The following is a 14,470-nucleotide window of genomic DNA, read 5'->3' on the forward strand; positions in this document are numbered from 1 at the left end:
CGGATCAGGGACCGGCGGCGGCAAAGGGTTCCAGTTCCGTATCGAAGGGAACCTCGACCACATTGTTGAAGATCGCTGTCGCCAGCATGATGCCGGCGAGCGCCACAAGGTCCACCAGGACCTTGTGGCTGTAGAGCGCCTTCAAATCCGTCCAGATGTCGGGCGGGATGGCGCTGGAATTTTTCACAATCGCACGACCGAACCGATCCAGAAGCAGGTCCTCGTCACGCAGGTCCAGCGCATCGGGGTCTGCCCCGGAGAGCGTGATGGCGCGGCGAAAGAATGTAACGGCAATCTTCGACCCGGCCTCTTCGGAAATCGCCCGGCAAAACACCTGGATTGCCCGGTCGTCGACGTCAGGGATCAGCTCTGCCCGCAGCGTGAACCACTCGGCATAGATGCGATGGGCCTGCGGCGAATGGAGAAGCGTCCGCTTCATATTGGTCATGCGCCCGCGCAGGCGCAGTTCCTCGTCATGCGCCTCGCGAATGTCTTGAGGTGCGGTGTCATAGTCGATCATCGGAATGTGCGGCATGCAGAAGTCCGGCCCGTTTGCGTGTGCTGCGGCAAGACTTAAAGCGTCTTTGAGCGGGCGCAAGGCCGATCCATGCTGGGGACTGCGGATCCTCACGGAAAAAGGGACACGTGTCGCCACGCGTCCCTTTCGACAACCACCGGGCAGGAGGAAACGGCGGTTTATCTGTTCTTGGTCACGCCTTCGAAACGCGACAGCCAGGGGCTGACGATCATGCCGCCGATGTCGCTTCGGAATGCGGCCGTATCGACCACTTCCGAGAAAGGCTGGATCGGCATGACAAGCTCGTCCATATAGGCCTGCAGATCCTCATAGAGCTTTGCCTGCTTGGCGCCATCGCGCTCGACGAGTGCTGCCTCGATCATCTTGTTCAGCTTTTCATCCTGAAAACTCGTGCGCCAGCTCTGGTAGTTGGTGAGCTTTGCCTCGTCGGAATTGTTCGGATTATAGGCCATGGAGCGCAGGTTGTTGTCCGGATGCGGCTGCTGGCCGCCACCGCCGCGCCCGACCAGAAGTTCGAACTTGCGCTCGCGCATGGCCCCGTAGATCTGGTCGCCCGAGCCGCTGATCAGGTTCGCCTTGATGCCGGCCTGGGCAAGCGTGTTCTGGATGGCCGTTGCGGCCTTCAGGAACGGATCTTCGGAGAGGACACGCAGGGTCGTCTCGAAACCATCGGGATATCCCGCTTCCGCCAGCAGTGCCTTGGCCTTTGCAATGTCCAGCGTATAACCCTGGTCCGGCAGGGACCCCATCACACCAGTGCTGAGCGAACGCTGGTGCAGCTTGCCGTAGAACGGCATAACGGCCTCATCCAGCCCCTTGTAATCGATGAGATAGCGCAGTGCCTCGCGCACCTTCTTGTTGGCGAACCGCTCATCCTTCATCGACACGGCAAGATAATAGAAGCCCGAACCGGGAACCGACGCAATCGAGATGGCCTTGTCCGCCTCGAGCGCCTTCAGGTCTGGCGCCTGAAGCGAATAGGCGACATCGATGTCACCCTTTTCGATCATCAGGCGCTGGGATTGCGATTCCGGCAGATGCCGCATCAGCACGCGGCGCATGGCAGGTTTCTGGCCCCAATAACCATCGTTGCGGGTGAGGATAATGAATTCGTTGGACTTCCACTGCGTGAGCGTAAACGGACCGGAGCCCGCTGAATTGGTGGTGAGCCAGGCGCCGCCGAGATCGCCATCCTTCTCGTTCTTCAGCGCCGTCTTGCTGTCGATGATCGAGCCGGGGCCGTTCTGGGCGAGGATCATCAGGAGCAGGTTGGGATCGTCCGCGCCCGGCAGATTGAGGACGAAGGTATGGGCATCTTCGGCCACAAAAAGCGTGTCGGCGGCGTCCAGCTTGAAGCCGCGTGTCTTGAGGAAGGAGGACTGGGCCAGATTGCGCACCAGCAGGCGCTTCAGGCTCCAGGCGACATCCTGTGCCGTGACCGGATTGCCGGAGGCAAACTTGGCGTCTTTGCGCAAATGAAAGCGGATCGACATGCGATCCTCGGCAATCTCCCATTTTTCCGCAAGGCGCGGCTCAAGATTGCGATCCTGCGGCGAGAGGGTGACCAGCGTGTCATAGACATTGTTCAGCACCTGCACCGTCTCCCGGCCGGTGATGGCTGCGGGATCAAGCGTCAGGATATTGCTCATGGTGGTGGCAACCACCAGCTGATCCTTCGGCGTTTCGGCAAGGCCTGCCAGCGGCGAGACGCCCGACAGAAGTACGGCAAGCGCTGCGGAGATAAAAAACTTCTTCATGCTTCCTCCCTTTCGGCCCCACTCCCTGATGGCGGCCTTTGACATGGCGATCCGGCGGCTACTCCTCCACGGACGTTACCGGATCAGGCGAATATGGCTCTGACGGGCGCAGCAAGCGCCTGCCCGAGAGCGCGTGTGACTTCGGCGTCCAGGTGAACGCCGTCGATGGGCGAGGCACTGCCAAGACTGCCGGCATCGAAAAATGCATGACCGAGTTCCGCGCCAATGGCCTGGTAAAGCGGGGCAAGCCGCTCGGATTCTGCAATCCTGCGGCCGGCTGCAGGGGTTCCGGTCGGGCCGGCAACGCACGGGGGCGGCGCCACGATCAATAGCTTCGGGATGGCGGATTTCGGCTTGTAGGGAAAGGTCTCGACAATCTGGGCCAGGCGCCGCATGCCCGATGCCGCCGGTTCCGCCTGCCCGCCATACACCGGCTTCAAATCATTGGTGCCGAGCATGATGATGACGAGATCAAGCGGCATGTGGCTGGCAAGTGCCACCTGCAGGGCCTTTGCGCCATTGCGGCAACACGGACCCGTATGATCGTCATAGCAGGTGGTACGCCCGCCAAGCCCCTCGCCGATGACCTTCGCCTGCCCGCCAAGCTCTTTCTCCAGCACATCCGGCCAGCGCGCATCCACAGGATGGCGAAGACCCGTTGCAGGATCGGCACCCCAGGTCAGGCTGTCTCCGAAGGCAAGGATGGTCCTCATCGCGCTCATCCGATCCGGTTGTTCTCGATGAAGTCAAAATCGATATCCTCGCCGAGACCGGGACGATCGGGCACATGCACGTAGCCGTCGGCATCCATCGGATCGGAAAGCGATTTCAGATAGTCGTGACCGTCATCATATTCGAGGAAGGGATGCAGCAGGCCGCGCTCGTACCAGCGGCAATTTTTCGAGGCCGCCACCACATGCAGGTTCATGGCCGTATTGCCGTGGACCTCGCAATCCATGCCGAAACATTCGGCCATACGCATGGTTTTCAGCGCAGGCGTGATCCCGCCGACATCGTTGACGCCAGTACGCAAGATATCGCAGGCACCTGATTTCACCCATTCGGCCCGATGCCAGTGCTTGCCGGCGGCACTTTCGGGACCGACGACCGGAATATCGAGATTATCCGCCAGCCATTTGTAGGAGGACATGGATTGTTCATCCATCGGCTCCTCGATCCAGTCGAAGCCAAGCTTTTCTAGCCCGCGGCCAAGCTCCAGCGCATCGGTGCGGGAATACCAGTGGAAGGCATCGATCATCAGCCGGATATCGGGACCGACCGCCTCGCGCACGGCCGCACAGGCCTTGAGGTCCATCTTCACATCCGGCGCCCAGCTGACGGGTGGCATCCAGGTGTGCAGCTTGATGCCCTTGTAGCCGCGCTTCACCAGCGTCTCGGCAAATCGGCCATAATCTTCGGGAGTGGCAAGGCCGCCTTCCAACTCGTCGCCACACATCACCGACCCATAGGCCAGAACCTTGTCGCGATAGGCGCCGATCAACTTGTAGACAGGTGTGGAGAGCGTGCGGCCGGCAAGGTCCCACAGGGCACAATCCACGACCGCCAGCGTGCGATCCGTCAATTGTGCCGCCGAGCCGCGTTGCCAGTGGGCAAGATCCTGCCACAACCGCTCCCGATCCCGGTGATCCTGCCCGATCAGCACCTTCTTGACGAATTTTTCGATGACGTGCGGCCGCACGATCTCGGCAGCCGTGAAGGAATGCCCTTCATGGCCATCCTCTGTGCGAATGGTCAAAATGGCCTGCTCGACCTGATGCGGCGGACCGGGATGCGCATGGCCTGCGCTATCCGAGTGGCGGCGCGTGGTCGTGCGAAACCGTCGCACGAAAACATCGGTAATGATCATCGGTATTCCTGCTCGCTTACGACAGCGCGTCACAGACCTGTCAGTTAGGTTTAAGCAAATATCACCGAAACTGTCAAACCTGTAATACAAAAATCCTCAACGGCACCGCAAGCCGATCCGCCGAGGCTCCTGGCGCACGACAACGCCGGTCAGCCTGACCGGTCAGCTTGAAGCGGGAGCGATGGTTTTGGTCATCGGCATGGTCTTCGGCGTCTTGTCGAAGGGCCGCATGATCAGAACCAGCAGGTCGTCGATGAAGGTGAAAATTACGGGGATGACGAGGAGGCTCAGAAATGTCGACGTCATGAGACCGCCAAGCACGAGAATGGCCATCGGCTGACGGAAGCTCGGGTCGCCTTCGCCGATGCTCAAGGCCGCTGGCAGCATGCCAGCACCCATCGCAATAGTGGTCATGATGATGGGGCGCGCGCGCTTGTGGCACGCATCCAGAAGGGCTGCCACGCGGTCGACCCCTGCCCTTCTCTCGACGATGGCATATTCCACCAGCAGGATCGAGTTCTTGGTCACGACCCCCATCAGCATCAACAGGCCGATCACTGCCGGGAAAGAGAACGCCGTGCCTGTGAGGACGAGTGGCAGGAGAGCACCGCCCACCGAAAGCGGCAGCGCCATCAGGATCGTGATCGGCTGCAGAAAATCATGGAACAGCAGCACCAGAACGGCGTAGACACAGAACACGCCTATTCCCATCGCGATGGCAAAGCTCGTGAACAGTTCCGAAGAGCGCTGCAATTCTCCCTGCTCGACAAGATGAATGCCCGATGGCAGGTTCTTCAAGGCGGAGAGCTGGTTTGCCTCGTTCATGACATCGCCGAGAATACGACCGTTCAACTCGACCGTCAGGGTGACGTTTCTAAACCGGTCGATACGGTCGATCTGGGAGGCGCCGCCGCCGATTGAAATCGTGGCGACGGACGACAGCATGACTTCGTTGCCATTGCCCTTCACGGTCAACAGGGAGAGCGCGGACAGATCGTTGCGAAGGGCGGGGTCAAGCTGCACCCGGATCGGTATCTGTCGCTCGGGCAGGTTGAGCTTTGGCATGAGCGAGGAATAGTCGCCATTCGTGGCAATGCGCAGCGTGTCGGCAATCGCCTGAGATGTCACGCCCAATGCGGCAGCTTTGGCGAAGTCCGGCTTGATCTGGATCTGGGGAGCCTGAAGGGCAGCACTCGACGTGACGTTGCCGATCCCTTTCAGCGTTCGCAACTGGGTTTCAAGCGATGCGGCCACGCCATCGAGCACGTTGCTGTCATCTCCCGCCAGCGTAATCTGCAGCTGCGTCCCGTTGCCGCCGTTTCCAACCTGAACCCGCACTGCCGGCAGTTCCTTCAGCGCCTGCCGGATAGCATTTTCGATGTCGGACTGGCTTGCGCTGCGCTGGCTGAGCGGTTCCATATCGACGACCAGCGTCGCAGATGTTGTGCTCGAGGTCGTCGAGGCGTCCGGGCCGCTTCCGCCCGAAGCGGCGGTTCCCACGGCGTTGAAGACATGGCTGACGTGGGGAATTTTCGAGATGATCCTGGCGGCCGCCATGGCGGTCGACCGCGTGTCGTCAAGCGAGCTTCCCGGCGGCGTCGTCAGGGTCACTTGCGTCTGGGCAGTGTCGGACGCGGGCAGGAAACCCGTCTTCAGAAGCGGGATCATGGCAAAGGACAGACCGACAAACACACCGACCCACAAAAGGGTGGTCTTGCGGTGGCCAAGGCAGAACAGCACGATGCGCATATAGGTCGAGAGGATCCAGCCGTCTTTCTCCTCACCGGGATGCGCCTTCATGAAATAGGCCGCCATCATGGGGGTCAGAAGGCGCGCCACCAGAAGAGAGCACAGCACGGCCACGGCCGCCGTCACGCCGAACTGGCGAAAGATGATGCCGGGGATGCCGGACATGAAGGCGGTCGGCAGAAACACGGCAACCAGGGTAAATGTGGTTGCAATGACGGCAAGGCCGATCTCGGCGGCAGCCTCCATCGCCGCGTCATAGGGATTTTTCCCCATGCCGATATGGCGCGCGATATTCTCGATCTCGACAATGGCGTCATCAACGAGAATACCGACGACGAGAGACAGTGCCAGAAGCGAAACCGTGTTGAGGCTGAAGCCTGCGAGATACATGACGAGGAAGGTTGGAATGACGGACAAAGGCAGTGCAACCGCGGCCAGCACCGTTGCACGCCAGTCGCGCAGGAACAGCATGACGACGATGACCGCAAGCGCTGCCCCCTCGTAAAGCATGTCCATGGAGGCATGATAATTGCTCTCGATCGGCGTGACCGTGTTGCTCGCCTCTTCGATCGTCACAAGTGGATAGGCCGCCTTGAACGTCTGCACGGCGCTCCGGACGGCAGCCGCAACGCCGGTATCGGAATATCCGTTCGATCGTTTGATCTGGAAGGCAACCACGGAGCGCCCGTCTTCATAAGACAGCGAACTGCGCTCGGCAAAGGTGTCTGTGACCTTTGCCACCTGATCGAGGCGGACACGTTCGCCGGTGGAAAGCGGGATCTGTACCGTTTTCAGGTCATCAACAGAGCGGACGGCACCCAAAGTGCTCAGCGTCTGGCGCAATCCGCCGATCTGGCCCACGCCGCCGGACTGGTCCACCTGCACAGCCTTGATCTGCGTGGAAATATCCGAAGCCGTGACGCCAAGCGCCCGCATTGCCGCCGGATCGAGATCGACATGCGCCTCGCGATCGACGCCGCCGGTGCGATCGACCTGGCCGACGCCTTGAACCGCCAGCAGCATTTTCGAGACGTCATTGTCCACGAACCCGGACACTTCCTGCTCGTTCAGGCGGTCTGAATGTACGACATAGGTCAGCAAGGCGGATGACTGGACGGTCGATTTGGAGACCGTCGGCGACGTCATGTCCTGCGGCAGATCGGCCTGCACGCTATCAACGGCGTTGCGAACCTCGTTGAGCGCCGCGTCAGTGTTCTTCCCCACCTGGAATGTAACCGTGATGGCCGCCGTGCCGTCCGTCAGCTTGCTGGTGATGTGATCGAGCTTGTCCAGCGCGGCAAGCTTGTCCTCGATCTTGCGCGCGACTTCGGTTTCCAGCTGGCTGGGTGTTGCTCCGTCAAGGGTCGCGTTCACGGTGATGGTGGGCAGGTCCATGTCCGGAAAATTCTGCACGGAGAGGCCGAAAAAGCCCAGAACGCCACAGACGATCAGGAGAGCAAAAAGCAGGATGGACGGAACGGGATTGCGGATGGACCAGGAGGAGAAATTCACTGGGATGCCTCCGCCGTGTCGACAACCCTGACGGTCGAACCATCCGACAGAAACGCGCCGCCCGCTTTAACGACGCGCGCGTCGGCGCTCACTCCATCGATGACCTCGGCGCTATCGTCCTGCCGTCGTCCGACATGCACCAGATGTCTTTCCACGTGGCTGGCATCGGCCATGACGAACACGTAATTGCTGCCGTCGCGCTGCACGATGGCGGTCTGCGGCACAACCATTGCCGGCGCGACCGAGATCTCGATCCGGCCGTTGGCGAATTGTCCGGATTTCGCGGTCTGCGACGGGAGCGCCACAAACACAATGGAGCGCCCGGTCTGGGCCACAACGGTCGGCGAAATGAGCCTGACCGTGCCATTCACCTGAGATCCGTCCGACAGGGAAAGTTTTGCGGTCTGCCCCGGCTTGATGGACGAAAGATATTGTGCTGGAACTTCCGCCTGCCATTCGACGCGCGCCTGCCTGACAAGCCGGAACATCTCGGAGCCGGAGGAGACCACAGCGCCAAGTGTTGCCGAACGCGACGAGATCACTCCATCGTCCGGGGCGATAATCTTCGTCTGTTGCAGTTTGATCTGCTGGCTTTTCAGCCCGGCTTTTTCTGAAGCGAGGCTTGCCTGGGCGGTGCGCTGGGCAATCAGGTATTGCGTGATCGTCTGCCCCGACAAAGCGCCCGATGTCCCCAGCGTATGGGCGCGATCGACGTTGGCATTCGCCTCGTCGAGATTGGCCTCTGCCGTGGCGATGGCTGCCTCCTGCTTGCTGATATCGGCCAGCACGCTCGCCGAGTCCAGCTCGGCCAGCAGATCGCCGCGCTTCACCGTCGAGCCGACATCGACGCGGACGTCGATGGTTTTCAGCCCGCTCACCTCAGACGAGATGACCGCCTCCTGCCAGGGCTGCAGCCAGCCCGAGGCGGAGACCGTTTCCGACCATTGCCGAACCTCTGGCCTGACGATTTCAACCGTCAGCGCACTGGGAGGGGACGATGCATCCTGCGCGCCGGCGGGCGCTGCAAAGACGCCCCATCCGAGTGCGACGCAGACAATCATCGCATTGCTTGATCTTGTGTCCATGGTGTCGGTCCTGCTAGCTGCAACCGCTGGCATGCCATTTGGCATTCCCGGTTGTCCGTCACTGCAGGCTAGCAAAACGAGTGCTAAGCACGGTTATGAGACGGTAAAGTTATGTAAAGAGCGCTCGAGCGTTTCCTGTGAACACAGGTTCACCGGAAACGCTCTATTTCTTTGTTTTCACGCAATTCCGAACGCAAAACCGGTTCCCACTTTTGCTGGAATTGCTCTAGACGGCAGGCGAGCCCGGAATGTCGATCACGACGGTCAGACCGCCGTCATCGTTGCGTTGCGCCACGATCTTGCCGCCCTGGATCTCGATCGCCCGTCGCGCGATTGTCAGGCCAAGGCCATGCCCGGACACATGGGCTGCATCGGCGCCCCGCTGGAAAGGCTCGAATATGCGGCCAAGCTCCTCTTCGGGAACGCCGTAACCCTGATCGCGGACGCAGATCCGCAAGGATTTTCTCGACTGGCTTTCGATCAACGCTGCAGAAACGGTCACGCAAGTGCCCGCACTGGTATATTTGACGGCATTGCGCACGACATTTTCGAGCGCCCGGTAGATCAGCTCCCCATTGATATCGCACACGAAGGATTGGACACCTTCAAGAACGACCGCAACCTCTTTTGCCTTGGCCTCAAAGGCCGCATCGTCGACGATGGCGGCAAGAATGTCGATGATGTCGATCTTGTTCTCTTCAAAGGACGAGGTGTAACCGGAATCGAGCTTGGCCAGCGTCAGGATCTCATCGACCAGCAGATCGAGGCGCCCGATCTCCCGGTCGATCCGCGTCAGCATCGCCTCGAGCTTGACCGGATTCTGGCGCAACACGCCGATGGCGAACTGGATACGCGACAAGGGGGAGCGCAGTTCGTGGGAGACATCATGGTAGAGGCGTTGCTGCACATCCTGCAGCGCCTGGAGCTTTGAGGCGGTGGCGTCAAAGTCCAGCCCGAGATTGGATATCTCGTCCTGCCGGCCCCCGAACCGGTCGCCGATGCGGATCCGGAAATCGCCATGCGCCAGCGCGTTCAATCCGTCTCTCAGCGTCACGATCGGCCCGGCCAGATAATAGGCCAGAGCCGCCGCTGCAATGAGGCTGCCGACAGCGTCGAGCAGGAAAGGGAAAAACAGGAAAGCGAATTTTCCGGTCCCCGGATCGGGCAGGGTGGTGCGGATGGCATAACAGACGTTATCAGCCATGACATAGGCATCGTAATCCTCTCCCGCGCAGGCATTTGCCGAGAGTGTGTCGACCGTCAACCGGACCCCGGACTCCGACTGTGTCGTGGCTTTTGCCAGCGTGTCCGTGGCCGCAATGTTGTGATCCCGGACGAGAGCCGCCGCCAGCTCTGCGACAAACTCCTTCTTGCGCAGGTCGATCTCGTATTGGGGCGGCTCAATGCGGAAGACATTGGTGAGGAGGATCAGGGCGCAGATCAGGCCCGCAATGGACACCCAGACCAGCGCGAATACTTTCCAGAACAGCCGGCTCATCGGTCCTGTACCAGCTGATAACCCTGGCCGCGGACTGTCCTGATCCAGGATTGGCCATCGGGGCGCAATCCGAGTTTCTGGCGGATACTGCTGATATGGACATCGACGCCCCGGTCGAACGGGGTGAGCGCCCGCCCCAGCGCGCGGCGCGATATCTCGCTGCGCGACACCAGTTGGCCGGCGTTGCGGGCAAGCACTTCGAGAAGGCTAAATTCCGCCCCCGTCAGATGGAGGGGTACACCCTTCCACGATGCTTCCCGACTTGCGAGGTTAAGGCTAAGCTCGCCGGCCTGGAGAGAATGCGCACCCGCATCGGCATCGCTGCTCCTGTTGAAGCGGCGCAGGATCGCGCGCAGTCGGGCGACAATCTCGGCCGGCGTGCAGGGCTTGGCCACATAGTCATCGGCGCCGAGGTTCAGCCCCATGATCCGGTCGATATTCTCGCCGCGCGCAGACAGCATGAGAACGGGAATGTCGCTTGTCTTGCGGATCCGTTGCAGCACGTCCACGCCGTTGAGGCGCGGCATCATGACGTCAAGCACGACGATTTCGTAAAAATTCGATGTCGCCTCGGCAAGGCCGACCCGAGGATCGTCGACGGCTTTCGCCTCGAACCCTTCTTCCTCAAGGTATTCCACAAGCAGTCCGGTCAGCTCCCGGTCGTCGTCTATCAGAAGCACTTTCGTCATGGTTTTACCTGTGGGCGTCGGAGCCGTGTCATTCATCGCCTGCGTCATCTTCCAGCCTCTGGGGCTTATTGGCAATCACGATCAGGATTTGCCGGCATCACAGGGGCCTTTGCTGCCAACCGTTTCGGCTGCCTTTCAGGCACGCTCATCTCATTCATTCGGTCTTTCCAGGCTCCGGCATCCTGGCCACCGCGGTTTGCGTGGCGGCCAAGGCCGGCCCTGAAAACATCGGACGGGTTTTCCAGGCGCTGCCAGCCTCCATCTCGGCAGCACCGAGATTAAACACCGCCCTCATGTAGTCGGTGCCGAAGGGATCGCTCGTGTCGTAGGGAACAACGGCATCGATGGCGGCAACGTGAAATGCGGTGCGGGTCCGCTGTGAAAATCCATAGAGTGCCTGAAGGGCGCTGCGCGTCTGCGACTTCACCAGCGTCGCATAGGCACGCGAGATGACAGGCAGCGTTCTGTCCTGCATCATCGTGAATTCCGGAATGAGAGCATTGTTGATGATCACATAGATGTGGGAGCCCGGCCCCGTCGGGATTCTGGCGGGCATTGCCCCACCGTTCATCAGACTATCCGGCACGGCAAGAAACTGAGACGCGGTTCCGCCGTCGGAATGCATTTCCTTGATCGGTTTGCCGTTCGCCTCCGCGTCGATCATGACGGCGGGATAGACTCCAGGAATGCTGGCGGACGCGATGAGGACGTTGCGAAAAAGCCGCAGCGCATCCGGTCTGCCGCTGTCGGCGATTGCTCCCATGTTCCAGACCACGGCGCGCTGGGAATCGAGGTTGGTCGTCAGGACGAGCAGACGACGACCTTTCCGGTGTTCGGCCGCGATCGCTGCCAGCATTGCCGGGGTTACATTCTCCTCGACCATGCGTCGCAGCGGTTCGGCCTTGGCCATGCTTTGGCCGAGCAGACCCGCCGGCAGCGGCCGCAATTGCAGGAGCGAACGTGCAACGCCGCTGGTATAGAGGGCGACGAGCCGCTCATCGTACTGGGGTCCGAGGAAAGCAAAGGGCGCAATGAGCGCCCCGGTGCTGACGCCGGTGACTATGTCAAAGGAAGGGCGCGTGCCCTTCTTCGTCCAGGAGGAGAGAACCCCGACGCCAAACGCGCCGCCCGCTCCTCCTCCCGATATAACAAGCAAATTCTTCTCCGGCCCAGTCGTCAGGGGCGCCCAGGAATTCACGTTCTTTGGCAGCATCGGCGCATCAAGATACATGCGAAAGGAGGAGAAACCCGGCACCACCGCAACAGCCGCCTCAGCACTGGTATAACTTTGCCGCGTCGTATCGGCGCATCCGGCAAGCGCTGCGATGACAGCAATCCCTGCTGCCGCCATGCGGACCCGAGACTTTTGGGCTGGGAAGGACACCATGCGACCTATCTGTTCGTTCGCCACATTCATTAGCCCGCCCTTCGTTAAGCAGTGTCAGCCCAACGTAAAGTTTTGTAATGGCGTGCCGCGACCGAAAAGGCTGGAGGAGCCCGGACAGATGCCGCCGGATCAGGGGGCGTCCGCGAAGACGAGACACAGGAGGCGCGAGCCTTCATCGGCCAGCCCGGACAAAAAAGGCGGAACTCTGATGGTTCCATGGTGTTTGCCCATGGACGGAAGAAAGTCGGGCCGAGCATCTGCTCGGCCGAGCCAGGGGTAAGCCATTGTCGTTGTTTCAGCTTTCTGCAATCCTGCTGACGTTGACGGCGGCGATTTCATGGTCGAACCACCGCTTTTTGCGCCTTCCCTCCAATGTCATGCTGCTGGTTTCCGGTCTCGGCATTGCCATCTGCATCGCTTTGTCCTCCGCGCTGACTGGCTGGTCGGCCCTGACCTCAGGCCTCCTTCAGACGATCCGCGGCATTGATTTTTCCGAAACCGTGCTGCACGGCATGCTGGGCTTTCTGCTGTTTGCCGGAGCCCTGCAGATCGACCTGCAGCGATTGCGCAGCCGGGCCTGGGGCGTTGCGGCGCTAGCAACCGTTGGCGTCGCCGTGACGGCCCTTATGGTCGGTGCCGGACTGTGGCTTGCGGCTGACTGGTTCGGCGTGCCGCTTTCGTTTGCCTGGGCACTGGTGTTCGGATCGGTCATCGCGCCGACGGACCCGATCGCGGTGCTCGCAACGCTGCGCTCCACCCACGCACCGGAAACCCTGGAAATGGACATGGCGGGGGAAGCGCTGTTTAACGACGGCATCGCCATCGTCCTGTTTTCCGCAGCCCTGATGTTTGCCGATGGCAGTGACAATCCGAGCGCTTTTCGCGTTGCCGAACTTCTGCTTGTGGAGGCCGGAGGGGGTGTTCTTCTGGGGCTTCTGACGGGCTACATCACCTATCGGGCCATGCACGCCATCAATGATTATCCGATCGAAGTCATGCTCTCCATCGCATTGGCGATGGCAACCTTTGCCTTGGCTGACACGATCGGCGTCAGCGGCCCGATTTCTGTCGTCGTGGCGGGCGTTCTGATCGGCAACCGAGGCGCAAGCCACGCCATGAGCGACACGACGAAACGCTATCTGTTCGGTTTCTGGACACTCGTCGACGACATCCTGAACGCCCTGCTTTTCCTTCTCATCGGCCTGGAAGTCCTGGTCTTGTCCTTCGCGCCGAGGCTCGGGCTTGTCGCCGTCATCGCAATTCCCATCGTGCTTCTGGCAAGACTGGTGGCCGTCTCCGGCGCAATCGGCCTCCTGAGCAAGGTCATGCATTTTACACGCGGCTCGGTGGCGGTGCTCACCTGGGGCAGCGTCCGGGGCGGCATCTCGATAGCCCTGGCGCTGTCGCTTCCGCCGAACGAGAGCCGCGATTTCATTCTCACGGCCACCTATGAGGTGGTTCTGTTCACCATCCTCGTTCAGGGGCTGACACTCGGCAGAGTGATCCGCGCCGTCGTCAAGAAGCCGGCCGAGGAGACGGAAGAAGAGCTGCCGATGCCCGACAAAATGATCCGCAGGCCATAGATCTCATCAGCCTGTCTGCTGCTCTGTGGCTTTTCCAGCATGCCCGGCAGGGCACGCTGCCCGTCAAAGGCCGGAACGACGGGAACTACGTTATTCTGGAGGTTCATATATTTCCGCAATGGTTTCACCTTGTTTCTCTGGCATGCCTCTTGCTCGGAGCTGTCGCCTCGCTGATCCTGCTGTGGGATGTCTGGCACCACCCCCAGCCTATGGCGATCATGAACATTGTCTGGCCGGTCACGGCTTTGTTCGGCTCGCTTCCGCTTTTGTTTCTTTATTATCGATATGGCCGCTCAAGTGGTCACGGCCACGGCGGTTCGACATCCTTTCCAATCATGGTGGGAAAGGGCGCACTGCATTGCGGCAGCGGCTGCATGATCGGTGACGTTCTCGCGGAATGGCTGGCCTTTTTTGTGCCTTCCGTTGCGCTGGCGCTGGGCTGGCAGTCGATCTTTGCGGAGAAGATGTATGCGGTGTGGATCCTGGATTTCATCTTCGCCTTCCTGCTCGGCGTCGGTTTCCAGTATTTTGCCATCGTGCCGATGCGAAAGCTTTCGCCGCGCAAGGGGCTGATCGCAGCGTTGAAGGCCGACACGATGTCGCTGATCGCCTGGCAGGTCGGCATGTATGGCGCCATGGCGCTGTTCCAGCTGGCGCTTCTGCCGTCTTTCTTCGGGCTTCGGGCAGACGTCAACAGCGCTGAATTCTGGTTCATCATGCAGATCGCCATGATCTGCGGCTTCATCACCAGCTATCCGGCAAACTGGTATCTGATCCGTGCCGGCATCAAGGAAAAGATGTGATG

General features: G+C 60.5%; 11 protein-coding genes. 2 read left to right on the forward strand and 9 right to left on the reverse strand.

Annotated elements, in window-relative coordinates:
* Positions 1 to 4: 4 nt before the first annotated feature.
* From AC4CWF_RS21745 to AC4CWF_RS21785, 9 genes are all read right to left on the reverse strand, one after another.
* On the reverse strand, positions 5 to 535 hold the full coding sequence (locus AC4CWF_RS21745; RefSeq protein WP_491287563.1) for a carboxymuconolactone decarboxylase family protein: 531 nt from the start codon (positions 533 to 535) through the stop codon (positions 5 to 7).
* Between the two features lie 161 nt (positions 536 to 696).
* A complete protein-coding gene (locus AC4CWF_RS21750) occupies positions 697 to 2,295 on the reverse strand; it encodes an ABC transporter substrate-binding protein (RefSeq protein ID WP_491287564.1) in 1,599 nt (532 codons plus the stop codon).
* An 83-nt stretch (positions 2,296 to 2,378) separates the two neighbouring features.
* Positions 2,379 to 3,008, reverse strand: coding sequence for an SGNH/GDSL hydrolase family protein (locus tag AC4CWF_RS21755; RefSeq protein WP_491287565.1), 630 nt, complete (start codon positions 3,006 to 3,008; stop codon positions 2,379 to 2,381).
* 5 nt (positions 3,009 to 3,013) lie between these two features.
* Complete coding sequence (locus tag AC4CWF_RS21760) at positions 3,014 to 4,162, reverse strand: mandelate racemase family protein (protein WP_491287566.1); 1,149 nt, start codon at positions 4,160 to 4,162, stop codon at positions 3,014 to 3,016.
* Positions 4,163 to 4,324: 162 nt separating this feature from the next.
* A complete protein-coding gene (locus tag AC4CWF_RS21765; RefSeq protein ID WP_491287567.1) occupies positions 4,325 to 7,423 on the reverse strand; it encodes an efflux RND transporter permease subunit in 3,099 nt (1,032 codons plus the stop codon).
* Positions 7,420 to 8,508 (reverse strand): efflux RND transporter periplasmic adaptor subunit, encoded by a 1,089-nt coding sequence (locus tag AC4CWF_RS21770; RefSeq protein WP_491287568.1) that lies wholly within the window; start codon positions 8,506 to 8,508, stop codon positions 7,420 to 7,422. Before AC4CWF_RS21770 ends, AC4CWF_RS21765 begins: the two co-directional genes overlap by 4 nt.
* Positions 8,509 to 8,734: 226 nt before the next feature.
* Positions 8,735 to 10,006, reverse strand: coding sequence for a HAMP domain-containing sensor histidine kinase (locus AC4CWF_RS21775; protein WP_491287570.1), 1,272 nt, complete (start codon positions 10,004 to 10,006; stop codon positions 8,735 to 8,737).
* Positions 10,003 to 10,695 (reverse strand): response regulator, encoded by a 693-nt coding sequence (locus AC4CWF_RS21780; RefSeq protein WP_491287571.1) that lies wholly within the window; start codon positions 10,693 to 10,695, stop codon positions 10,003 to 10,005. Before AC4CWF_RS21780 ends, AC4CWF_RS21775 begins: the two co-directional genes overlap by 4 nt.
* Positions 10,696 to 10,849: 154 nt before the next feature.
* Positions 10,850 to 12,046: a patatin-like phospholipase family protein gene (locus AC4CWF_RS21785; RefSeq protein ID WP_491287572.1), complete on the reverse strand. Its 1,197-nt coding sequence runs from the start codon at positions 12,044 to 12,046 to the stop codon at positions 10,850 to 10,852.
* 320 nt (positions 12,047 to 12,366) lie between these two features.
* Here AC4CWF_RS21785 and AC4CWF_RS21790 point away from each other — a divergent pair, with 320 nt between their 5' ends.
* Positions 12,367 to 13,665, forward strand: coding sequence for a cation:proton antiporter (locus AC4CWF_RS21790; protein ID WP_491287574.1), 1,299 nt, complete (start codon positions 12,367 to 12,369; stop codon positions 13,663 to 13,665).
* Positions 13,666 to 13,772: 107 nt separating this feature from the next.
* The gene (locus AC4CWF_RS21795; RefSeq protein ID WP_491287746.1) at positions 13,773 to 14,468 is read left to right on the forward strand and encodes a DUF4396 domain-containing protein; all 696 of its coding nucleotides are present in this window, start codon (positions 13,773 to 13,775) and stop codon (positions 14,466 to 14,468) included.
* The last annotated feature ends 2 nt before the right edge of the window (positions 14,469 to 14,470 follow it).

Source organism: Neorhizobium sp. PAMB6630 (genome assembly GCF_058242775.1).